This window comes from Sporosarcina sp. CAU 1771, from assembly GCF_054482775.1.
Genome location: NZ_JBTLRN010000015.1, coordinates 25001 through 49305, shown reverse-complemented (window position 1 = coordinate 49305; position 24305 = coordinate 25001). Strand labels below are relative to the sequence as shown.

21 protein-coding genes and 1 other annotated feature are annotated in these 24305 nt (G+C 38.0%); of the genes, 18 read left to right on the top strand and 3 right to left on the bottom strand.

Annotation, left to right across the window (positions count from 1 at the left end; translation table 11 throughout):
* Positions 1 to 193: 193 nt before the first annotated feature.
* From ACXYMX_RS11030 to leuS, 5 genes are all read left to right on the top strand, one after another.
* Positions 194 to 961, top strand: coding sequence for a 3-hydroxybutyrate dehydrogenase (locus ACXYMX_RS11030; protein WP_459044290.1), 768 nt, complete (start codon positions 194 to 196; stop codon positions 959 to 961).
* A gap of 522 nt (positions 962 to 1483) precedes the next feature.
* The gene (locus ACXYMX_RS11025) at positions 1484 to 2809 is read left to right on the top strand and encodes a sigma-54 interaction domain-containing protein (protein ID WP_459044289.1); all 1326 of its coding nucleotides are present in this window, start codon (positions 1484 to 1486) and stop codon (positions 2807 to 2809) included.
* Between the two features lie 64 nt (positions 2810 to 2873).
* Entirely contained in the window at positions 2874 to 3560 is a 687-nt protein-coding gene (locus ACXYMX_RS11020; protein ID WP_459044288.1) for a CoA transferase subunit A, read from the top strand.
* Positions 3561 to 3586: 26 nt separating this feature from the next.
* Positions 3587 to 4240, top strand: coding sequence for a 3-oxoacid CoA-transferase subunit B (locus tag ACXYMX_RS11015; RefSeq protein ID WP_459044287.1), 654 nt, complete (start codon positions 3587 to 3589; stop codon positions 4238 to 4240).
* Positions 4241 to 4343: 103 nt separating this feature from the next.
* Positions 4344 to 4561 (top strand) — a binding site (T-box leader).
* 45 nt (positions 4562 to 4606) lie between these two features.
* Positions 4607 to 7024 (top strand): leucine--tRNA ligase, encoded by a 2418-nt coding sequence (gene leuS, locus ACXYMX_RS11010; RefSeq protein WP_459044286.1) that lies wholly within the window; start codon positions 4607 to 4609, stop codon positions 7022 to 7024.
* Positions 7025 to 7107: 83 nt separating this feature from the next.
* On the opposite strand, the gene ACXYMX_RS11005 is transcribed toward leuS, so the two are convergent.
* On the bottom strand, positions 7108 to 8373 hold the full coding sequence (locus ACXYMX_RS11005) for a BaiN/RdsA family NAD(P)/FAD-dependent oxidoreductase (protein WP_459044285.1): 1266 nt from the start codon (positions 8371 to 8373) through the stop codon (positions 7108 to 7110).
* Between the two features lie 118 nt (positions 8374 to 8491).
* Here ACXYMX_RS11005 and ACXYMX_RS11000 point away from each other — a divergent pair, with 118 nt between their 5' ends.
* Complete coding sequence (locus tag ACXYMX_RS11000; RefSeq protein ID WP_459044284.1) at positions 8492 to 10102, top strand: putative polysaccharide biosynthesis protein; 1611 nt, start codon at positions 8492 to 8494, stop codon at positions 10100 to 10102.
* Positions 10103 to 10112: 10 nt separating this feature from the next.
* Positions 10113 to 10826: a pseudouridine synthase gene (locus tag ACXYMX_RS10995; protein WP_459044283.1), complete on the top strand. Its 714-nt coding sequence runs from the start codon at positions 10113 to 10115 to the stop codon at positions 10824 to 10826.
* 130 nt (positions 10827 to 10956) lie between these two features.
* On the opposite strand, the gene ACXYMX_RS10990 is transcribed toward ACXYMX_RS10995, so the two are convergent.
* Positions 10957 to 11175 (bottom strand): DeoR family transcriptional regulator, encoded by a 219-nt coding sequence (locus ACXYMX_RS10990; RefSeq protein ID WP_459044282.1) that lies wholly within the window; start codon positions 11173 to 11175, stop codon positions 10957 to 10959.
* 244 nt (positions 11176 to 11419) lie between these two features.
* On the opposite strand from ACXYMX_RS10990, the gene ACXYMX_RS10985 reads away from it, so the two are divergent.
* Positions 11420 to 12784: a sigma-54 interaction domain-containing protein gene (locus ACXYMX_RS10985; protein WP_459044281.1), complete on the top strand. Its 1365-nt coding sequence runs from the start codon at positions 11420 to 11422 to the stop codon at positions 12782 to 12784.
* 116 nt (positions 12785 to 12900) lie between these two features.
* Positions 12901 to 13944: an enoyl-CoA hydratase/isomerase family protein gene (locus tag ACXYMX_RS10980; RefSeq protein WP_459044280.1), complete on the top strand. Its 1044-nt coding sequence runs from the start codon at positions 12901 to 12903 to the stop codon at positions 13942 to 13944.
* A gap of 77 nt (positions 13945 to 14021) precedes the next feature.
* On the opposite strand, the gene ACXYMX_RS10975 is transcribed toward ACXYMX_RS10980, so the two are convergent.
* Positions 14022 to 14840 carry a hypothetical protein gene (locus tag ACXYMX_RS10975; RefSeq protein ID WP_459044279.1) on the bottom strand — a complete coding sequence of 273 codons (819 nt, stop codon included), beginning with the start codon at positions 14838 to 14840 and terminating at the stop codon, positions 14022 to 14024.
* A gap of 416 nt (positions 14841 to 15256) precedes the next feature.
* Here ACXYMX_RS10975 and ACXYMX_RS10970 point away from each other — a divergent pair, with 416 nt between their 5' ends.
* From ACXYMX_RS10970 to trmB, 9 genes are all read left to right on the top strand, one after another.
* Positions 15257 to 16021 carry an enoyl-CoA hydratase/isomerase family protein gene (locus ACXYMX_RS10970; RefSeq protein WP_459044278.1) on the top strand — a complete coding sequence of 255 codons (765 nt, stop codon included), beginning with the start codon at positions 15257 to 15259 and terminating at the stop codon, positions 16019 to 16021.
* Between the two features lie 12 nt (positions 16022 to 16033).
* Positions 16034 to 16876 carry a 3-hydroxyacyl-CoA dehydrogenase NAD-binding domain-containing protein gene (locus ACXYMX_RS10965; protein ID WP_459044277.1) on the top strand — a complete coding sequence of 281 codons (843 nt, stop codon included), beginning with the start codon at positions 16034 to 16036 and terminating at the stop codon, positions 16874 to 16876.
* 86 nt (positions 16877 to 16962) lie between these two features.
* On the top strand, positions 16963 to 18507 hold the full coding sequence (locus ACXYMX_RS10960) for a long-chain-fatty-acid--CoA ligase (RefSeq protein ID WP_459044276.1): 1545 nt from the start codon (positions 16963 to 16965) through the stop codon (positions 18505 to 18507).
* A 30-nt stretch (positions 18508 to 18537) separates the two neighbouring features.
* Positions 18538 to 19686, top strand: coding sequence for an acyl-CoA dehydrogenase family protein (locus ACXYMX_RS10955; RefSeq protein ID WP_459044275.1), 1149 nt, complete (start codon positions 18538 to 18540; stop codon positions 19684 to 19686).
* A complete protein-coding gene (locus ACXYMX_RS10950) occupies positions 19683 to 20375 on the top strand; it encodes an alpha/beta fold hydrolase (protein ID WP_459044274.1) in 693 nt (230 codons plus the stop codon). The genes ACXYMX_RS10955 and ACXYMX_RS10950 overlap by 4 nt, the downstream gene beginning before the upstream one ends.
* Positions 20376 to 20718: 343 nt before the next feature.
* Positions 20719 to 21522, top strand: coding sequence for an enoyl-CoA hydratase/isomerase family protein (locus ACXYMX_RS10945; RefSeq protein WP_459044273.1), 804 nt, complete (start codon positions 20719 to 20721; stop codon positions 21520 to 21522).
* 230 nt (positions 21523 to 21752) lie between these two features.
* Positions 21753 to 22616, top strand: coding sequence for a D-amino-acid transaminase (gene dat, locus ACXYMX_RS10940; RefSeq protein ID WP_459044272.1), 864 nt, complete (start codon positions 21753 to 21755; stop codon positions 22614 to 22616).
* Positions 22617 to 22676: 60 nt separating this feature from the next.
* A complete protein-coding gene (locus ACXYMX_RS10935; RefSeq protein WP_459044271.1) occupies positions 22677 to 23615 on the top strand; it encodes a nuclease-related domain-containing protein in 939 nt (312 codons plus the stop codon).
* A gap of 37 nt (positions 23616 to 23652) precedes the next feature.
* The gene (gene trmB, locus ACXYMX_RS10930; protein ID WP_459044270.1) at positions 23653 to 24297 is read left to right on the top strand and encodes a tRNA (guanosine(46)-N7)-methyltransferase TrmB; all 645 of its coding nucleotides are present in this window, start codon (positions 23653 to 23655) and stop codon (positions 24295 to 24297) included.
* The last annotated feature ends 8 nt before the right edge of the window (positions 24298 to 24305 follow it).

The following is a 24305-nucleotide window of genomic DNA, read 5'->3' as shown; positions in this document are numbered from 1 at the left end:
TGTCGTGACGACAATTCAATCAATTTTCGGGGAAACGCACCGTGCTGCTTACCGGGTAGTTGCTGCTGCAACCGTTGTATTACCAAAGCTTGGTTTCATTATTGCTAGCATCTTGTTTACATGGATATTTAGAATTTAAACTTTAAAGTGCTATTTTCTGGGAGGTGCTATTTTATTGGAGGAGTCAGTCATTATGGTAAAGGGAAAGGTTCTTTTCATTACTGGTGGAGCACAAGGCATTGGTTTAGAAATTGCACGTGAGTTTGCGAATGTTGGTGCACTAGTAGCACTTTCAGATATTAATGAAGAAAAAGTTATAGCGGCAGCTTCAATGATTGGAAAAGGTGCTATCGGAATTAAGTGTGATGTTACGTTAGAACGAGACTTGCAACTAGCAATTGAAAAAACAATAGAACAGTTTGGACGAATTGACATATTAATAAATAATGCAGGGATACAACATGTAGAGTTACTTGAAGACTACCCCACTGAAAAGTTTGAGTTATTAATAAGTGTTATGCTTACTGCACCATTTATCGCAACGAAGCTCGTACTACCACATATGAGGAAGAACGGATTTGGGCGCATCCTTAACATGGCTTCTATTAATGGCATGATCGGATTTGCCGGTAAAGCTGCTTATAACTCTGCGAAGCATGGTGTCATAGGCTTGACAAAGGTGGCAGCATTGGAAACGGCAACTGATGGAATTACAGTTAATGCAATTTGTCCTGGTTACGTAGATACTGCACTTGTTCGTAATCAGTTCCATGATTTGGCAAAAACTAAAAATGTTCCCTTTGAGTCAGTGCTTGAAGAAGTAATTTTCCCATTAGTTCCACAAAAACGCCTCCTTGATGTAAAGGAAGTTGTTGATCTAACGTTATTTTTGGCAAGCGATGCTGCAAGAGGAATGACTGGGCAGGCAGTAGTGCTTGATGGAGGCTATACGATCCAATAATTGCTCGACATTTATTATAACTTGTTAGATCATTTCCTGCGACGCCACAAGCGTTAGATCCTTAACAATTGGATGGCATTGCAGGGAAAATACAGAGCTCTTGCCCCTATTATTGAGGGACAAGATTTTTTGTTTAGATAAACGGTTTAGACGTGAATTGTCTAAAATACAATGTTAGACCTAGAAGGAGTTGTTTATAGGTCTGAATTAAGTTTAGCCGTATTAAGTCAAAGTTACTTATTGTTTCTGTTAATCATTCCAAGCTATAGATCAAGAGGGCAAAGTACGACAATCCAAGAAGTTGCTGCGGCATCTACCTCTTTATCTAATAGGGCTGACGAGTTAAGCAAGCTACTGGTGAAGTTTCAGTTAGAGTAATTCAGCTATTAAGACCCCTTTACAGTTGAAGTTTTCAGAACTATTAAACTCTTTAATTTGCACGGTTATTTAGAATTTGAGAAGATGGTGTAGAAGAATTCTATATACTCGTTTCGTTGAATATAAAAAATGTGGGGGAATGGTATGAAATCTTTAGTTGAACACTTGCCTGAATCGTTGCTAACACAAATACTTGAAAATGCATTTCAATGGTTTGTTGTCGTGAATAAAGAATCTAAGATTATGTATATTAATGAAGACTATTGTAAATTTCTAGAGATTAGACGTGAGGAGGCGTTAGGCAAACCGGTAAACGATGTTATCGAAAATAGCCGAATGCATGAGGTGATCGCTACTGGTAAAGCGCATATTGCTTCCGCACAATTTATTAAAGGTACATATATGCTGGCGAATCGAGTTCCTCTGAAGGTAGACGGTGAGGTGGTCGGCGCATTCGGTAGTGTTGTATTTAGGGATTTCAATGATTGGCATAAACTGAGTTCTAATGTCAAAATTCAAATGGAAAAAATTAATTTTGGAAAACCTACAAATGAAGGTTCTCAGTCCCTTCTCAAAAACATTATTGGATCTTCCAAGGCGATTCGTTCAATAAAAGAAACAATCCAAATGATTGCACCTAGTGATCTTCCAGTACTCATACAAGGTGAAAGCGGTACGGGTAAAGAGTTGTTTGCTCATAGCATTCATCAGCTATCCGATCGATCTGATAAGCCTTTTATTAAATTAAATTGTGCTGCAATTCCACCCGATTTATTAGAATCAGAATTATTTGGTCGTGCTGAAACTGAAGGAAGATTCCATTTAGCCGATGGTGGAACTTTGTTTTTGGATGATGTTGGGAATATGCCTTTATCGGTACAAGTAAAATTGTTGAGAGTGATGCAAGAGGGGTTAATAGACTCAATCGGTTCAGTTCAATCAGAAAAAGCGAATGTTCGATTAGTTGCTGCTTCAAATCAACCTTTAAAAAGTTTGATTGAGTCTGGAAAGTTTCGGGAGGACTTATATTATCGAATTCAAGCAATTACGTTACAACTTCCACCTTTACGTGAGAGGATGGATGATTTCATTGAAATTACAAACTACTTGTTTCATAAATCGCTTATGAGGGCAGGTAAAAGAAATCTTATATTCGCTACGGATACCATGGAATATTTACAAGCTTACCATTGGCCAGGAAACGTTCGGGAGCTGAAAAACGTTATTCAGGCAGCTGTCTATCTGACGAATGGTGAAGTAATAGAGCCAAGTGTATTGCCACAACAAATAAAGATGGAGCGGACGTTTTACACCATTGGTTCTAGAACGCTCTCGGAATCTTTGGAGGAGGTCGAGCGAAATATTCTACATGAAACATTACTGCATAATCCAGACAAACTTGCAGCGGCAAAGGTTTTAGGGCTTAGTAGAAGTACACTATATGAGAAGGTAAAGAAATATAACTTGTAAACTACAGAACGTTTCAGAAGCAAATAAAAAGGCTTATCTCATAAATTTGTTAGGAGGAATTGACATGAAACCAATTTATTCGTCCGCAAAGGAAGCGGTTGCAGACATTCAAGATGGTGCAACAATAATGGTTGGAGGGTTTGGACTAGTTGGGATTCCGGAACAACTTATTTTAGCGCTTGTTGAAAAAGGAGTAAAAGATTTAACGGTTATTTCGAATAACTGTGGTGTTGATGAGTGGGGACTGGGCCTATTGTTAAAAGAAAAGCAGATTAAGAAAATGATAGGCTCGTATGTTGGTGAAAATAAAGAGTTTGAACGGCAAGTTCTTGCTGGTGAAATTGAAATAGAATTGACGCCTCAAGGTACGCTAGCTGAAAAAATTAGAGCAGGAGGTGCAGGAATTCCTGCTTTTTACACCCCAGCAGGGGTTGGAACAACGGTAGCTGAAGGTAAAGAAATACGTGTTTTTGACGGTAAAGAATATGTATTGGAAGAAGCGCTGCGAGCAGATTACTCATTAATCCTCGCAGCTAAAGCAGATAAATTCGGAAATCTTATTTACAATAAAACGGCACAAAACTTTAACCCGATGATGGCAGCAGCTGGAAAAACTACAATTGCGGAAGTGGAGGAAATCGTTGAAACCGGGAACCTCGATCCACAGACGATTCATACACCAAGCATTTACGTGCAAGGACTTCTACAAGCGGACCAGGAAAAACGAATTGAGCGTTTAACAACTCGCTAAGAAAAAAGGAAAGGGGCGTGTGAGCTATGGGAGCAGTAAACTACAGAGAACGAATCGCAAGGCAAGCGGAAAAAGAAATTGAAGATGGCAACTATGTCAATCTAGGTATCGGTATGCCTACGCTTGTTGCGAATTATATTTCGGCAGATAAAACCGTCGTATTGCAATCTGAAAATGGTCTACTTGGAATTGGCCCTTATCCGACAGTCGATGAAGTCGATCCCGATTTGATTAATGCGGGAAAAGAAACAGTGACATCAATTCCTGGATCAGCGTATTTTACAAGTGCTGAATCGTTCGCAATGATTCGTGGGGGACATGTTGACGTCGCGATTCTTGGGGCAATGGAAGTTTCGGAAAAAGGGGATCTCGCAAATTGGATGATTCCGGGAAAGATGATCAAAGGAATGGGCGGCGCGATGGACCTTGTGCATGGGGCTAAAAAAATAATTGTCATTATGGACCATGTTGCACGGGATGGGTCGGCCAAAATTAAAAAAGAATGCGAACTTCCATTGACGGGAAAAAATGTCGTGCACAAAATCATTACTGAACGTGCGCTGATTGAGGTTACTTCTGAAGGTCTTGAACTAAAAGAAGTATTTGAAGGATTTACAGTGCAAGACGTTATTGATTCGACAGAAGCTGTACTGATTGTGAAAGACGTCAAATGTAATTGAATCGAAAGTGGGGAAGCTATGCATAAGTAGCTTCCCCACTTTCTTATTAATCGCTAAAAAACTTGTTATTTCTGAATGGTTCGATTAAGATAATACATAATAGTGTTTGACGAAGAAAAGGAATAGTAAATCATGTTGTGTTCTACAGAGAATCGGTGTTTGGTGAAAGCCGATGTCACGATATATTGAACTCGCCTTTGAGTCTGCAATGGTGAACAGTAAGTAGCCAAAGCCGTTATCCGCGTTAAGGAATCAAGTTGGGCGGTTTACCGTCAATTTGGGTGGCACCGCGGGAAACTGTAACCAATTCTCGTCCCTTAATTTATTAGGGGACGAGTTTTTTTATATTTAAAGGAGGAACTATTAATGAGTTACAATCACGGACAAATCGAGAAAAAATGGCAGCAATATTGGAAAGACAACAAAGTATTTAAACTGACGGATGATCCCTCTAAACCAAAGTTTTATGCGTTAGATATGTTTCCTTACCCTTCAGGTGCAGGACTTCATGTTGGTCATCCGCTTGGATACATAGCAACGGATATATTAAGTTCCTTCAAGCGTAAACAGGGTTATAACGTTCTTCATCCAATGGGATGGGATGCTTTTGGACTTCCTGCAGAGCAATATGCACTTGATACAGGAAATGACCCTGTTGAATTTACAGCTAAAAACATAGCGACATTTAAGCGTCAAATGAATGATTTAGGTTTCTCATACGATTGGGACCGCGAAATCAATACAACAGATCCTAGTTATTATAAATGGACACAGTGGATTTTCATTCAACTTTACAATAAAGGACTTGCTTATGTTGATGAAGTGGCTGTTAACTGGTGTCCTGCACTTGGCACGGTTTTAGCGAACGAAGAAGTAATTGACGGAAAGTCAGAGCGTGGTGGACATCCTGTAGAGCGACGTCCGATGCGACAATGGGTTCTTCGTATTACGAATTATGCGGATCGTTTACTTGAAGATTTAGACGATCTTGATTGGCCAGAAAGTTTAAAGGATATGCAACGCAACTGGATAGGTCGTTCGGAAGGTGCACAATTGACTTTTGAAATCGATGGCACTGACTTATCGTTTGATGGATTCACAACACGTCCAGATACGATTTTTGGCGCTACGTATGCTGTTCTAGCTCCAGAGCATAAGCTTGTCGAAAAAATTACGACTCCGGAACAAGAAAAAGCAGTTGCTACGTATCTTGAAACTGTGAAACTGAAGAGTGATTTAGAACGTACAGATCTCGCAAAAGAGAAAACCGGCGTATTCACAGGAGCTTACGCAATCAACCCGGCAAGTGGAGAGAAAATGCCGATTTGGATAGCGGATTACGTTCTTGCAACTTATGGAACAGGTGCGATTATGGCGGTTCCTGCACATGATGAGCGTGACTATGAGTTCGCGACTGAATTTAATTTACCTATCATTGAAGTTGTCGCTGGCGGAGATATTTCAAAAGAGGCTTATGTAGGTGATGGAAAGCATATTAATTCTGGTTTCCTAGATGGTCTTGGAAAAGACGATGCAATCGAAAAATCAATTGAGTGGTTTGTGGAAAAAGGAAAAGGTGAAAAGAAAATAACGTATCGTCTTCGTGACTGGTTGTTTTCTAGACAGCGCTATTGGGGCGAGCCGATTCCAATCATTCACTGGGAAGATGGCACAATGGCACCAGTAGACGAAGCTGATTTACCACTTATTCTTCCAGTAACTGAAAATATCAAACCGAGTGGAACAGGAGAGTCACCACTTGCGAATATTGAAGAATGGGTGAATGTTGTTCATCCAGAAACTGGAATGAAAGGTCGTCGTGAAACGAATACGATGCCACAATGGGCAGGAAGCTGCTGGTATTATTTACGCTACATTGACCCTGACAATGATGAGATGCTTATTGATCCAGAACTTGCGAAAAGATGGTTACCGGTTGACATCTATGTTGGAGGAGCAGAACATGCGGTTCTTCATTTACTTTACGCACGTTTCTGGCACAAAGTGCTTTACGATATCGGCGTAGTGGAATCGAAAGAACCGTTCCAAAAGCTGTTTAACCAAGGAATGATTCTTGGCGAGGGCAATGAGAAAATGTCTAAATCAAAAGGCAACGTTGTGAACCCTGATGACATCGTACATTCACACGGGGCAGATACACTGCGTCTATACGAAATGTTCATGGGGCCATTAGAATCATCAAAAGCTTGGTCAACAAATGGATTGGACGGTGCACGACGTTTCTTAGATCGCATCTGGCGTCTATTTGTTAATGAAGAAGACGGTACACTCAGTTCAAAAGTCAACGGTGAAGTTGGCGGAGAAATGGAAAAAGTGTATCATCAGACGGTTAAAAAGGTTACTGAAGACTACGAGGCAATGCGTAATAATACGGCTATATCACAGCTAATGGTTTTCATTAATGAGGGCTATAAAGTAGATTCTATTCCGAAAGAATATGTTGAAGGCTTTGTTAAAATGTTATCTCCAGTGACACCACATATAGCTGAAGAGTTATGGGCGTTGCTTGGGCATGAAGGTACAATTACGTACGAAGAATGGCCAACATTCGATGCTTCAAAGTTGGTTGATGAAACGGTAGAAATCGCCGTACAAATTAACGGAAAAGTACGAACGAAAATCGTAGTCGAAAAAGATGCCACTAAAGAAGAACTTGAAGCAGCTGCATTAGCTGATGACAAAGTGATTGCGTTCCTTGATGGTAAAGAAATCAAGAAAGTTATTGGAATTCCAGGAAGAATTGTCAATATAGTAGCAGGGTAATATAAAAAAACCGCGGTAGAGAGTGAAAATTCTCTTTCCGCGGTTTTTCAATTCAGCACTATTTTCATTAGAAGAATCAGGCGTTAGGTAGACTTTGCAAATTTTCCGGCATTCATGCCAGCAATTCTTCCTGTAACAAGCGCCGAAGTAATGTTATAGCCACCTGTATACCCGTGGATATCTAATAGTTCTCCACAAAAATAAAGGCCGTCCTTTTTTCGAGAAGCCATCGTTTTAGGGACAATTTCTTTGATGGAAACGCCACCGCCTGTTACGAAAGCTTTTTCGATTGGTTGCGTACCGTTTACTTCCATAGAGAATGTTTTTAATAGCTTGGCTAACGTTCGAACTTTCTCGGCTAGCATTGTTGCGCCTATCTCAGAAGGGTCAATTTCTGAACGGTCAAACAAAAAGAGTAACCAACGTTCGGGGGCAATTCCTTTCCAACTATTTTTCACAGCTTTCTTTGGATCTTCCTTGAGCATTGAATTTAGTGTTTGAAATACGTTCTCCTCATTCATTAAGGGAAGTGAATCGATGCGCATTTCGACAGGATTATTGCCGTTTTTCATCCGCTCTTTAACGACATATTGACTGCATCGTAATATGGCCGGACCACTTAACCCGAAGTGTGTAAAAAGCATGTCCATCTGATGTGTAACTAGTGTTTTTCCTTTCGAGTTGATTACGGATACAGCGACATCCCGCAATGCGAGTCCTTGCAATTCTTTCGAAACTATAAAACGTTCACTTGATAAAAGAGGAACTTCTGTCGGATAAAGTTCGGTTACTGTATGACCCGCTTTTTCTGCCCATGGATAGCCATCTCCTGTCGACCCGGTTTGAGGAACAGCCTTACCACCTACAGCCAAAACTACGGCGCTTGAACGTAACTCTTCACCAGAATCTAATCGAACCCCGAGAACTTTCTCATCATCCATTAATAGCTTTTGAACCCGAGTCATAAGTCTCATTTCGACGTTCAATCGCTCCATTTCAGAAAGGAGTGCCCCGACCACATCTTTTGCCTTATTTGAAACAGGGAACATACGGCCATGGTCTTCTTCTTTCAAAGGAACATTAAGCCCTTCAAAAAAATTAATAATATCTTCGTTGTTGAAAACGGAGAAGGGACCATATAAAAAGCGTCCATTTCCGGGAATGTTTTTAATGATTTCTTCTTGCGGCAAGCGATTGGTGACATTGCATCGACCACCGCCTGAAATGGCAAGCTTATTTCCAGGTTTTTTCCCTTTCTCGATAAGAAGAACTTTTCTTCCATTTTCTGCAGCGGCAATGGAAGCCATCAATCCAGATGGCCCCGCGCCGACGATTATTACGTCATACATTTTGAAACCCACACTTTCATTTTTCTTTTATTATACACGCAAGCTGTTAATGATTGTGAAAAGGTGCGTCCGAGGGTAAACTAATATAGAGATTTCTTTAGAATGGAAGGATTACACCATGTCATCGAATTTAATTAAAGGTACTGCAATTTTAACAATTGCATTGTTTATTTCAAAAGCGCTCGGCTTATTGTATCTTATCCCTTTTTACGCGATTGTCGGTAAGGAAAACATCGGTTTATATCAATATGCTTACATACCTTACAATATTGCACTCGCAATAGCTATAGCAGGAGCACCGCCAGCTTTCTCAAAATTCGTATCAAAGTATAACGCCCTAGGGGATTATGCGACTGGACGTAAACTAATGCGTTCTGGTGTGCTCATCATGTCAATTACTGGGGTTTTAGCGTTTCTTGCTTTATTTTTTATGGCAGAACCAATTGCGCATCTCGTTCGGAAAAGTGACGAACAAATTTTTACGATTGATGAAATTGCCGGAGTTATTCGGTGGGTGAGTTTTGCTTTGCTAGTTGTTCCTATTATGAGTATTATTAGGGGATTTTTGCAAGGGTACCAGCGAATGGAACCAACAGCAGTATCTCAATTAGTTGAACAAATTGTCCGTATTATTGTCGTACTTGTCGGTGCATTTATCGTAGTGAATTTCATGGACGGCTCTCCTCGGACGGCTGTAAACTTTGCTGTGTTTGCAGCATTTGTTGGAGCAATTGCGAGTTTAATTGTATTGATCTTTTATTGGAAAAGATATAAACCAGAATTTGATCACCTTCTAGTTAATAGCCCTCCAGCGGGCGAAATAGCTTATAAAGAGATTTATAGAGAACTAGTCGTGTACATTTTCCCGTTCGTTCTTGTTGGTGTAATCAATCCTCTTTATCAGTTTGTCGATATGATTACGTTTAACGGAGCGATGGAATCCATTGGAAAAGCAAGTGTTTCAGACGTTTATTTAACGATGCTGAACTTGTTGACACATAAATTTGTCATGATCCCAGTTATGGTTGCAGCAGGATTTGCTATGGCGCTCATTCCTGTAATCACTCGGTATTATACTCTGGATGATAAAAAAGGGATTAGTCGTTCTTTGGATCAAACCTACCAGATTATGTTGTTCTTAACATTGCCAATAGTTATTGGCCTAGTTGTATTATCAAGTGAATTTTATGAAGTTTTATATGAGTACGATGTCATGGGTGCAAAAATACTTGCCACGTATGCACCAGTTGCAATTTTATTTGGTTTATTTACAGTGACTGCAGCAATTTTACAAGGTATTGATCGACATAAATGGATTGTCTTTAGTGCATTGTTAGGCTTGCTCATTAAGTTTGCGATAAATATTCCACTTATAAAGGCATTTGAAACATCTGGAGCCATATTAGCCACATCGATAGGTTACAGCATCGCAGTGGGGTTAAATATAACAATTATTTCAAGAACGCTCCAATACAAATCAAATATTGTAATGCGTAGGATCCTTCTGATAGGTATTTTGAATCTGATTATGTTTGTCGCGGTTTCATTTACTTTAAAAGGTTTGCTTGCATTAAGTCTGGTTGACGGTAAAATGCATGCGCTTCTCTATATTCTAGTCTGTGCATTTGTAGGAGCAGTTATTTATGGTTATCTGTCACTAAAAACGGGGTTAGCCCAAAAGTTATTTGGTGAACGCTTAACGAAGTATACAAAGAAACTAGGTTTTTAGGAGGCAAATAATGCGTTTAGATAAATTACTATCGAATATGGGATTCGGTACAAGAAAAGAAGTTCGTATTTTATTAAAAAAAAGTGCAGTTCGAGTGAATGAAGAAACGGTTAAGTCGGCTGCAAAACATATAGATGTTGCGAAAGACCAAGTTACGTTACTAGGAGAACCTGTAGTTTATAAAAAATTTATATATGTCATGATGAACAAAGCACAAGGCGTATTATCTGCAACTGAAGACAAATGGGATCCAACTGTTGTTGATATGTTAGACGAAGCAACAAGGCATTTCAAACCATTTCCAGTAGGGCGACTTGATAAAGATACGGAAGGATTCCTTCTATTAACAAACGATGGCTTGCTTGCACATAATCTGCTTTCACCAAAAAAAGGGGTTCCTAAAACGTACTTTGCTCACGTTGAAGGGGTTGTAACAGAAGAGGATGTACAAAAGTTTGCTGAAGGTGTAATTCTTGACGACGGGTATGAAACAAAACCAGGTGAACTTCGCATATTAAAATCAGATGAAATATCAGAAATTGAACTAACGATTACTGAAGGGAAATTTCATCAAGTGAAAAGAATGTTTGAGGCAGTTGGTAAAAGAGTTATCTACTTGAAGCGCTTGTCGATGGGCCCACTAGCTTTAGATGAATCTCTACCACTTGGTGCTTATCGAGAACTAACGGACGAAGAGCTAGATTTATTAGTTACCATTTCTTGAAAACAAAAAAAGGGTTGAAGTCGCATTAGGCGATTCAACCCTTTCTATTTATCTTAATTCAATTGAAGCGTTGCGGCGGATGACGTGGATTTTCTCAGGATTATATAAACTCCAACTTGATAGTGAGTCATTATGTTACTTTTACTTTTTTCATTGTTGTGGTCCATTGTCCACGGACTGGACTAGTTATTAAGCCATTATACTCAAGTACATTTAAGTCCCTTTGAATTGTACGGTGGCTAATGCCAAATTCTTCAACTAGACTATCTGTAGTTACGATACCATTTTCAAGGATGTACATGTAAACGTCCTTGATGCGATTCAGCATACGATCAGTGGTCGTTTTCAAGTGTGGAATCACCCTTTCATCATCATATTCCAGAGAACTAATGGGCATGAGACTTCTGAATGGTGCCATGAGCAAGTTGAAATTATTCCTGGTGATGCACATCCTTTCAAATAGTAATTAATCAGTTGAACTATTCTGATAATGAAAGTATACCTTAACACAGCATTTTTTGCACTTGAATTTGAAATTTAACCCAATTTAAAGCTAGAAGTTATCATTGTATCTAACAAGCGAGGTGGATTACTTGAAATTAGAAAATCATCTATTATCTATATTGGAATCGTTACATGACGCTGTCATTGTCATATTGAATGATAGTACAATCGTTTTTATTAATAAAGCATATACCGACCAATTCGGTGTTCCTGCGGAAAAAATAATAAATAAAAAAATGAGTGATATAGAACCCGATTCTAGAATATTAGAGGTGTTAAAGGACGGTGCAAAAAGGATTAATGACTATAGTTATGTCCATTCTTTGCAAAAACATGTGCGCGCCAATATCACCCCACTGCTTGAAAAAGGACAGATGATTGGGGTCGTCACAATCATGCAGGATATTTCAGAGATTACGAGTTTACAAATCGAGCTTAGCAAATATAAGGATTATTCAATGCAGTTGCAAAAACAATTGGACAGTAAAAATTACTCACGACTGAAAACAAGTGTACCTGAAATGCAAAATGCGGTGGATATGACTAAAAATATTGCAAAAACGGATGCGACAGTTGTTTTGTATGGGGAAAGTGGCGTTGGAAAGGAAGTATTTGCAAAAGCGATTCATGAATCAAGCGCTCGATTTAACAAGCCGTTTATTCCGATAAATATGGCCTCCATTCCAGAGGCTTTATTCGAAAGTGAAATGTTTGGATATACCGAAGGGTCATTTACCGGGTCAAGAAAAGGTGGAAAAAAAGGAATTTTAGAAATGGCTAATGGTGGGACTTTATTATTGGACGAGATAGGGGACATGTCTTTAAACAATCAAGCAAAGTTATTACGGGTTATTCAAGAGCGTCAATTTAATAAAATTGGTGGGACGAAACTAACTTCGATTGATGTAAGACTGATATGTGCGACAAATGCGAACTTAAGAAAAAAAATTGACGAGGGTACTTTTCGTGAGGATTTGTACTACAGGATTAACGTAGTGCCTATTACAATTCCCCCTTTGCGAAATAGAAAAGAGGATATTAAATCATTAAGTGAAGTAATCTTAAATGACATTATGCCAAGATACAATAAGCAAGTGACGATTGAAGATGAAGCATTTGAAGTAATGAAACGATATTCATGGCCCGGAAATGTTCGAGAACTTTTTAATGTGCTAGAGCGAATGGTAGCTTTTTCAGATAAAGTGCATTTAGGGGTTGAAGATTTACCAGATAGCATTCAATACAATGCAGAGGTTCCGATTGAGACGTTTGATCAGAATACCTTGCCTACTTATAAAAAGGAAACAAGTCTAAAACTAGTAATCGAAAGAAAAGAAAAAGAAATTATTCAATATGTTATGGAAACTAGTGATAATCGATCAGAAGCAATTGAGAGATTAGGAATAAGCCGAAAAACGTTTTATGAAAAAATTAAAAAGTATGACCTCTTTTGAGGTGATATACTCACTCTTGAAAGAATATTGAAAAATTGACTATTCCTAATAAAAGAAGTATCTTAATATTTGAAGAATTTTTGAGAATACGAAAAATAACTAAGGCGGTGGTTTTGATGGAAGCAGTTGCTATAACGGAAGTTAAAAATGGGATCGGTTGGATTAAAATTAATCGTCCCCAAGTAATTAATTCAATTAACGAAGAAGTTGTTCGTATAATGCTAGAAACACTTGAAACATGGAAAAATGATGATGATGTCGCATTGGTATGTCTATATGGTGAGGGAGATAGAGGATTTTGTGCAGGCGGTGATATGCGGGTATTTTATGATATGAAAGATAATGGAGTCGAAGCATACGCAAAGGATTTCTTTGATCTTGAGTACGAACTAGATTATGAGATTCATGAATATAAAAAACCAATAGTAGCCTACATGAATGGAATCATTATGGGTGGGGGAGTCGGCCTTGCAATTGGGGCAACACATCGCATTGTGACGGAAAAAACAAAGTGGGCAATGCCGGAAATGAATATCGGTTTCTTTCCAGACGTCGGTGGTAGTTACTTCCTGAATCATTTACCTGGGCACTCAGGTCGCTATTTGGCATTAACTGCAGAAATGATTAAAGCGAGTGATACGTTATACGCAGAGGTTGCAGATTATTATCTAGAAAGTGAAAAATGGCAAGATCTTATGAATGCGTTAAACGAAAATAACTGGTCTCACGATTCAGTAGAACAGGACCTTGATCGGATTCTAGCAGCTTTTAGTACCACTACAGATGCACCCTCCGAGTTAATGAAAAACCAGGAGAAAATTGATAAACATTTTAAACATGATTCCATGGAGGACATAGTTCTTTCACTTGAAACAGCTGCAACTGAAGGTGATGAATGGGCAGACCGTACTCTAAAAACGCTCTTGACAAAATCTCCAACCTCCCTAAAAGTTACCCTTCGTCAACTAATAAAAGGGAAAGATATGACTTTGTGGGAAGCACTTGAAATGGAAAAAAAGTTAGCGATGAACTTTATGGACTGTCCTGACTTTTATGAAGGACTTCGTGCTGTTCTAGTAGATAAAGACCGTTCTCCAAAGTGGAACCCTAGTAAGTTAGAAGAAGTTTTAGAAAGCGATATCAATCAATTTTTCTTATAATTATGTCTTATCCAGATTCGAAAATACTTTGAAAGAAGTTACCGAATCTGGTTTTTTTATCGTTTATTCTGGTGTTGTTACTGGTGTTTTCTCTTTTTTGTGGATAGACGTACTGAAACATTAATTGAATGAAGTTCAATTTCAAAAAAACGAATAAAATCATCGTGAATTTTCGATTGTAATTCTTTAGCAATCTCCAATACCGCTGTTGACATTGAGGGAGAAATACTTATCACAACGAATACCGTAGGCAAAACGTTGAGCTCTACGTATACAGAGTGACATTCTATAATGCCAAATGTTGAGTCACAGCTTTTTGATACGGTACTTTCGAAAACTTTACCGGAAATTGTGATCGTACCCTTATGGAAATCAGGTCGTACGATTGTTGTTTTTCCAATGATTTCTCTGTTAGAAGAAAAAATGTCTTTCCCTCTTTGGATTAGTTTACTAAAAAACTTTTGTTCGACTTGTTGATGAGAAATAGGAATAAGATGTTTACCTTGAGTTTTGCGAACGAATTCTGCAATTTTTATTTCTGAAGATGAACGTACTTCTTCTATATGATAATAATGCAGGATTTTACCGATTTGTAACCGTTCCGCAATAATTCTTACCATCTTATCGGAAGTTCCTAGAAGAAGTATTCGTTTTAGTGATGCATTCTCTAGTGCAAGTCTAACTTCTGTGGCATGTTGTTCATCAAAAAATATAGCCCTTTTTACTGCAGTTAGTGTCAGTTTCTCAAACTTTGCAGAAGTTCCTGCAATCTTTTCTCCATTGATGATTAGTAAACCGTCATCTATAATTGCAGGAATTTGATGCTTATGTGCGAAGTTAAGAGCGCTTGAACTTTTTCCGGTGCCACTTATACCAGTTAATGAAAATACTTCCACTAGTAATCACTCCTGTCATTTATATAGTTTGAAAATCTAATTGGGGAATATGTCATTCGGAACGATCCCTTTTCCTGATTTCTCTAAACGTAACGTAAATTGAATAAACTGTCTAGTTGAAAGAATAACTATATTACTACTTTTGTTCCGCTCTTTGTATACAAAGTAAACTAGTAGTCTACTTTGTATACACTCTTTATATCTTTAAGTTCAATAAGGTGGAGTGAAAATCAAGGATATCGGAATTTTTAAGTTTACAAGAACTTGATGAAAACTTCTTTTTCCTTGATAGGTAAAAGATTAATAGACGTTACTCTAGTATTCTCTAGTAAAAAATGTGTAACTTTAAAAGTTTGGCATGAAACTTGCATAATATATTGGTGTGAAGTAATTATATTTATTTTAGGAGGTATTTCATGTCGAATGTGTTTTTAGAGGTAGAAGACAAAGTTGCAGTAATAACAATTGATGCTCCACCGGTTAATGCATTGAATAAAGATGTGTTTAATAATCTGGAGAAAGCAATTAATGAAATCGAGGACCACATAAATGTCGTGATCGTTACAGGAGCTGGAAATAAGGCTTTTGTAGCTGGTGCAGATATTAGAGAGTTTCCTGAATTGACACCTGAAGAAGGAGAGGCACTCACATTAAGAGGACAAGAAGTGTTTACAAAATTGTCTCAGTTAAAACAACCTGTTATCGCTGCAATTGACGGCTTCACTTTAGGCGGAGGATTGGAACTAGCGCTTGCATGCGATATTAGAATAGCAACAAAAACATCTACATTTGGCTTTCCAGAAGTAAAGCTTGGAATTATTCCTGGATATGGTGGAACCCAGCGTTTATCTAGATTAGTTGGTCTTGGCAAAGCAATGCAAATTCTACTTTCTGGAGAATTTATTACTGCTGATGAAGCTTACCGAATTCGATTGATTGAAGAAATGGCTGAAGGCGATGCATTGGAAGAAGCCAAGAAGTTAGCAGCATCTATTTCTCTAAGGGGACCAATTGCAGTTCAAACAGCAAAGTCAGTTATGTTGCAAGGTAGTGAAATGTCTTTGGAAGAAGGCTTGAAATTAGAAGCAAAACAATTTGGAGTTATTTGTGAAACAAAAGATAAAGTTGAAGGCGTAGCAGCATTTTTAGAAAAAAGAAATCCAACATTTATTGGGAAATAGGGGGAAATTATAATGAGGAAAATTGGAATTATTGGGTTTGGTACGATGGGATCAGGAATTGCACAGGTTTGTATTGAAGCGGGCTATAAAGTTATTGCGATTGAAGAAAAGATGGAGTATTTTACGCGTGGGCAAGAACAATTAAATCGAAACTGGTCTCGTGCGGTTCAAAAAGAACGATTGACTGAGGAAAAGAAAGCTGAGTACGAAGAGCTTCTGACAACGACAAATGATTGGAATGAATTAAAAGAAACTACGTGCGTCATCGAAGCAGTTAGTGAAGATATGAACTTGAAAAAAGAAGTGTTTGAAAAAATTGAGCAATTTGTAAACGAGGATACAGTTATTGTAAGTAATACATCTGGTCTAAGTATTACAGAGCTTGCAAGTGTATTGAAAAATCCTGGTAAAGCAATGGGCTTTCACTTCTTTAATCCCGTACCAATTATGAAACTCGTTGAGCTGATTAGAGGAATTGAAACATCTGAAGAAACATACTTATTTTCAAAAGAGCTTGTAGAGTCCCTAGGGAAAGAAGCAATCGATGTAAAAGAGTCTCCGTTATTTGCGGTAAATCGAATATTAGTACCAATGATTAATGAGGCAGTTTTCGTTCTTTCTGAAGGTGTAGCCAGTGCGGAAGATATTGATAAAGGTATGAAATTGGGTGCAAATCATCCAATTGGGCCATTAGCTCTTGCGGATTTAATAGGCCTGGATACACTTCTTTTTGTACAAGACTCCCTCTATGAGGAAACGCAAGATTCAAAGTATCGTGCTGCACCGTACTTAAGAAAGCTAGTTAGGGCCGGACATCTGGGTAGGAAAACTGGCAAAGGATTTTATGAATATTAAGTAGTAAGTAGAGAGATTACACTTGCCCGGTTTTTCAAGTTGCTTTGAGAAATCGGGTAGAATTATTCAAAGAGGTGGCAACTTAAATGACGACGATAGGCAGTTTATTGGAATGGTCTACTACGAATTATCCGAATAAAACGGCAATTATATATGAAGAGAAAAGACAGAAATGGTCCTACTCTGAGTTGAATGAAAAAGTGAACTGTTTTGCTCACTCTTTAACAAAACTAGGTGTTGAAAAAGGGGATGTAGTTTCTACATTTTTATATAATACTAGTGAGTTTGTTGTCGCATTGTTTGCATCGGCAAAGCTAGGTGCAGTTTTTAATCCGATTAATTACCGATTGTCGGCTTCAGAACTTCAATATATTTTGAATGATGCAAACTCAAAAGTACTATTATTTGAAAAAACAGTTTCAGAAGTTGTTCATTCTGCTATCCGTTTAGGAATGAATGTTCAACATTATATTGATGTTGATAGCCAATCATCCAAAAACGTTCATTATTTCTATGAGTTGGTTGAAAATGGAGAAAATGAAAAACCGGCTATCCAGGTAACAGAAGAAGACATGTATATTTTAATGTATACGAGTGGGACAACAGGTAAGCCGAAAGGTGTGCTTCACAGGCATAGAGATATGGTTCACCACAGCTTTTTAATGATTCAGTGCATGGGGCTCACGAAAAACGATATCGGATTAGCAATTGCACCGCTTAACCATACTGCAGAATTGCATACATCTTTTATTCCACGTTTACATGTAGGTGCAACCAGTATTATTATGAAGAACTTTGACGCTGAAGTAGTGCTTGAGACAATTGGGCGAGAGCGTGTAAGTCACATATTTGCTGCTCCGACAATGGTAAATATGATGTTGAATGTAAAGGGATTTGAAAAGTATGATTTATCTTCCCTTAGATTGCTAGGGTATGGGGGCGCGTCAATGGCTCCAGTACTTATTAAACGTTTTCAAGAAGCCACTACAGCTGAGTTGGTCCAAATGTTTGGAACAACAGAGATGGGGCCGGTGATGACGGTGTTATTTGCAGACGAGCAATTGGAAAGAGCAGGTTCTGCGGGGAAAGCAATCTTATCACATGAAGTTAAAATTGTTAGGGTGAATGAGGATGGTTCTCCTTCACATCCAGACGATGAATGTGACGTTGGCGAAATTGGAGAAATAATTGTAAAAGGTCCTTGTATGATGAAGGAATATTACCGTTTGCCAGAAGCGACAGAAAATGCACTTGCATTTGGCTGGTATCATACGGGTGATATGGCTTCATTCGACGATGACGGATATATTTGGATCCGTGACAGAATGGATTATATGATAAATACAGGAGCAGAAAATGTCTATCCACGTGAAGTGGAAGATTCAATTTTAGAGCACCCAAGTGTTTTTGATGTTGCTGTTGTAGGTAAACCCGATGCTAAGTGGGGAGCGATTATTGTTGCGTTTGTTGCACCCAAAGAGGGGATGAATATCACAGCTGAGGAACTAGATGCATTTTTAAAAAATGGTGAAAAACTAGCGTCCTTTAAACGTCCAAGAGAATATAATTTTGTGGATGAGCTACCAAAAACGGCAAGTGGAAAAATTCAAAAATACTTGTTGAAGCAGTAGAAATTATACATAAATAAGGAGTTGGAAGAGATGAGTTTTGATTTATCAACAGAACATAAAGAGATTAAACATGAAATACACAAATTAGCACAAGGAAAGATAAAACCAAGAGCTATTGAAATAGATGAACTAGCAGAGTATCCAATGGATGTCTTAAAGTTACTTAGCGATTATGGATACATTGGTGCGAACATGCCGGAAGAGTACGGCGGGGCAAATTTGGATTTACTAAGCTTTTGTACAATAGTAGAAGAGATTGCAAGGGTTTGTGCTTCTTCCTCACAAGTAGCTGTTGTTCAAGAGCTGGGATCACTCCCAATCATGATTGGTGGTAGTCCATCTTTAAAGCAGCGGTTTTTACCCGACCTGGCAACAGGTAAGAAAATTGCAGCCTATGCATTAACAGAGCCACAAGCAGGTTCTGATGTTCAAAGCCTAAGTACACACGCGAAGCGAGACGGGGAAAGTTATGTATTAAATGGTGCAAAAATGTTTATTAGCCATGGAAACGTAGCGGATGTATTTTCTGTCTTTGCGCAAACAGAGAAGGGAATTACAGCGTTTGTAGTTGAAAAAGGCACACCAGGATTAGAAATAGGGAAACTGGAAAAGAAGATGGGTATTAAAGGATCTACAACAGCTCAAATCTACTTTGAAAATTGTCGTATTCCTCTAGAAAATCGAATAGGTGAAGAAGGTGAAGGTTGGATGATTGCGATGAAGACATTCGATAAATCTCGTCCAACTGTTGCAGCCCAAGCACTAGGTATTGCTCAGGGCGCTTATGATATAGCACTTGAATATGTTCAAGAACGTGAGCAATTCGGAAAAAGTATCGCATCTTTTCAAGGTCTTCAATTCATGTTAGCTGATATGGCTACACAAATAGAAGCGGCAAGAGGTCTAGTTTACCGCGCTGCATCAAAAGTGAATGATATTTCTGCAACTGGAAAGAACCCTGAACTAACACAAGCTTCTTCAATGGCAAAGCTCTTTGCATCTGATGTAGCGATGAAAGTTACTACAGACGCTGTACAGCTCTTGGGTGGATATGGGTATATTCAAGACTATCAGGTTGAGAGAATGATGAGGGATGCAAAAATAACGCAGATATATGAGGGAACAAATCAAATTCAACGAGTGATCATTGCCAAAACGATACTTGGAGGAAAAAAATGACCAAATTAACATTGCTTTTTATACATGGTGCTGGTGGAACGAAAAATAAGTGGAACGACATTGAATCTAATTTTAAAGACTACACTTGTAAGTACATTACTTTGCCTGGACAAGACGGTGACGGAAGTGAAGTTCCTCATTCAATTGAGGAAACGGCAGCGTTAATTGAGTCCGAAATAGATAAAGATACAATTGTGATTGGTCACTCTATGGGAGGAATGATAGGATTGGAGCTCGCGGCAAGGAATCCCAATGTTAAAGGCCTTGTTTTAGCAGCGTCCTTTTATGAATTACCTGTGCATTCAAGTATTTTAGAAAGCTTAGAAGCTGGAGTTTTTCCGAACTCACTCTTTTATGCATCTTATGCAAAGGGAAGTAGCGAAGAGTTTTTAGCAAGTGAAAAAGAAAAAACGAATCTTGTTTCAACAGAAGTTGCTAAATGGAATTTTAAAGCATGTAATGACTATACAGCAGGAAAAGATCGTTTAGCCAATTTAGATATCTCGGTTGCTGCTATTTTAGGAGATGTCGATCGACTGATTCCACCTGAAGCGGGAAAGAAATTACAAGCAGTGAATGAAAATATAAAACTATTTGAAATTAAAAATTCGGGGCATTATCCAATGCTTGAAAATACAGAAGACTTCAGTACGGCACTAAAAGAATTTTGCCGTGACATTTCTTTATAATGTTAATCTAATTTGGAATTCCTTTTACTTAAGACCTTGAATACTCAATGTCGCTAAAAAGTCACTCACTTTTGCGGGAAACATATAGGGTGGTTACTAGCAACCACCCTATATATTAGGATTTCATAAAAGGTTAAAAAGGCAACCTCCTCTTGCCATGCATAGCAGACTATTTTATGTAGCTTTCGTTACTAACTTCTAATCCATCGATATAAACGCAGAAGCCACAAACTCTCAGAAATCCTCTCAATATGGCCTTTAGACAATGGAACGTAGTTACTCCGAAGAAAAATAGATAGTTCATCAGTTCCCCGATAAATTTAAAGTATAGGAGAGAGATAAAATGAAGGTTAAAATAACAAGAATGGAATCAGAATCAGCTAAAATTACGTATCAAGAAACAGCTGGCTTAGCGATTGTTACGATTCATCGACCACAACTTCGAAATGCACTCACTTCTCATATGTGGAAAGAACTTGCTAGAATTTCAAAAAAAGTTCTGGAAAATCCGAAAAATCGAGTTCTGTTACTTCGTGGGGCTGGTGATCAATTTACAGCTGGATCTGATTTAAAAGAATTTCATGAAATGACATTAGAAGAGGCAGAAGAAGCATTTGTTACAATGGAAAAAACAATATCAACGCTCGAAAACTTAAGAATTCCAACGATAGGGGTTATTAATGGACCAGCAATGGGAGCGGGATTGGAACTAGCATTAGCTTGCGATATCCGAATAGGTTCAGAGAATTCCAAAATGGGTATACCAGTTGGAAAGTTAGGTATTACACTTAATAATCGTTTTGCACAAAGGCTTGTTGCTATCATTGGGCCGAGTTTGACGAAAGATTTAGTTTATACAGGAAAGATATTAGAGGCAAAAGAAGCGTTACAATTAGGTATGTTGAATTATTTAGTAGAGGAAAAAGATTTGGATCGATCTGCATTTGAATTGGGTAAACTAGTAGCCTCACAATCACCTGCATCGTTGATTGCGATTAAAGAATCTGTAAGTGAATGTGTAAATAGTGCACCTGCTCTTTGGGAAGGTTCGACTCCTTTTGTGGATGAACAAGATTTCCCAGAAGGTGTCAGAGCATTTGTAGAGAAAAGGCAACCAAATTTTTCAAGGCGCATACAGGCTGAATAGCAATAGTGATTTTAGTTACAAAGGGAAAGACCTATTGAAGTGTCAAAAGAGTTTTGTTCTAAGCTCTTTGGCAGGGAAATAGGTCTCTTTTTAATGGGGAATATTTACAGGCAAGTATTTCTTACTCATAAATTCAATGAAAATATTTAAAATGTCATAAAACTAGAATAGACATAGGTTATAATATAAGATGAATATTAATGAAGAGCAATTGCGAAGGAGAATAAAAAATGACGGATTATTTTATCAACGGTCGCTACACAAAACAAGATGGGGTTAACATATCGATTGATGACAGAGGCTATTATTTCGGTGACGGGGTATATGAAGTAATTAAAGTCTATGAAGGTAAATTGTATACAGAAGAAGAACATATTAGTCGTTTGTTTGAAAGTGCTCATAAAATTAGAATAGATGTACCTTATACAAAAAATGAATTGATAGAGATTTCGAAGGAGTTAGTTTTACGAAACGAGATTTCTTGTGGTCATGTTTATATGCAGGTGACACGTGGTATTCATACGAGACAACACCAATTTCCTGATTCAAAAACAACTCCAGTAGTAACTGCTTACGCAATTGAAAATGAAAGACCAATTGGTACCCAAAATAAGGGGGTAGCGGTTAAAGCAGTTGAAGATGTTCGTTGGCTTCGCTGTGATATAAAAAGCCTTAACTTACTTGGAAGCGTACTTGCCAAACAAGAGGCATTCGATGCCGGTTGTGCTGAAGCAATTTTGCATCGTGACGGAATTGTAACGGAAGGCTCTTCAACAAATATGTTTGCAATAAAAGATGGAGTTGTCTTTACCCATCCTGTATCGAACTTAATTTTGAATGGCATTACAAGACAAGTTGTTTTAGCTTTATGTGAAGAGAATCAAATTCCATTTAAAGAAAAGAGTTTCACAATAGATGAGGTATTTGAGATGGATGAGGTTTTTTACACTTCAACAACTGCAGAGGTTATGCCTGTAGTTACCATTGATGGGCAAGAAATAGGGAGTGGAAAACCGGGTCCAATTACAAGACAACTTCAAGTACTATTTGGCTCACAAATTCCTTCTCCAGCAGCGAAAGTACTGCGGAAGTAGATCTATCCACTAATAACTAACAAGATGAAAATATGGGGTATATGAGCGGGGTGAAGAGCAATGGCTCAACTTGTGAAGGTAGTCGATTATATATCTCGCTATGAAAATGATTTGACCCGTTACTCTACACAGTATATTCGACTGAAAAAGTACCAGTGGGATCGAATGAAAATCCAGTGGGAAAACGGTTCGGATCATTCAATGTGGGAAAAACAAAAAGATGAAAGCATAGAGGAGAAAAAAACGTCTCCTTTCTTTAAATTTTTAGGGTTCGGGAAAAGGGATGAAGAAATACTAGACGATTCGGAAGAAGTGGATAGTGAGGAAGACTTTGGGTTTAATCCCAACATTATCTACAATCCAACATCTGTTGAACAATTACGCAGGCATTATTTGGATCAGCTATTTCATTTTCAAGTAAAATGGGCTAGCTCCACGCTAATGGATAAATCAAAAGTAGATTCAAAATACTTTCGTGATTCGTTATTACGAAGCTTTACTCAACAACTTCCCGACAATTATTTTTTGTTTTATCACCCAGTTCTCCAATTGAAAAATGCCAGGATTGAACTGGATATCCTTATCGTCACGCCTGTAGACTGCATGTGTATCACAGTGCTTGAAGACGAAGATGTAACAGCATTTATTGGGAGTAGCGAACGCTTTTGGGAAATGAAAAAAGGTGACTCCGAAACAAAAATATTAAATCCACTACTATCTCTTGATAGAATGGAGAATATAATAACAGGGATTTTTAAAAATAAAGGAATTGACTTTCCTGTTCGAAAATTTTTGATTTCCAGAAATGGATATATCGACTTTCCGGATAAATCATTTGATTTGAAGGTAATCGATCGTCGGTCTTATTCAGGTTGGTTTGAAAGTTTGCAAAAACAGAATTCTCCAATGAAACACGCACAATTTAAAGCAACTCAAGCTATCCTTGAAGTAGGATTAACAACAGCTATTAGTCGTCTTTTTGAAAATGAAGAAGAGTAGAAGTTAAACAATTAATGATAAGAAAAGAGTGTATTAAATGCGTCTTCGAAATAAACCTTGGGCAAGAGATTTTATGTCGGAACACCCAGATATTCTAGTGGCAGAGCCTGAGAAAATGCAAAATGGCTGGAAAAACTTGTTCGGTAATGAGAATCCGATTCATGTCGAAGTTGGTACTGGAATGGGTCAGTTTATTATTGGTATGGCTCTTGCTAACCCGAATGTGAATTATATTGGTATCGAACATTTCGATAATGTAATTGTAGTAGCTTTAGAAAAAGCAATCGAGGCAGAGAAACCGAAAAACTTGCGTTTGTTTCGAGCAAATGGGATGGATCTATTGAATATTTTTCATGAAGGAGAAATTGATCAGGTCTATCTTAACTTTTCAGATCCTTGGCCAAAGACAAGACATGAAAAACGTAGGTTAACTCATGAAACATTTCTAAAACTATATAAATCTGTACTTCGGCCTGGTGGAGAAATCCATTTTAAGACGGATAATCGGCTACTCTTTGAGTACTCACTGATCTCTATGACTTCTTATGGTATGGAATTAGGCTTTGTTTCACTCGATTTACATGAAGATAATCCAGAAGATAATATTATGACAGAATACGAAGAAAAATTTTCGGCTAAAGGCCAGCCAATATATAGGTTAGAAGCTGCGTTTAAGAATTAACAAAAACC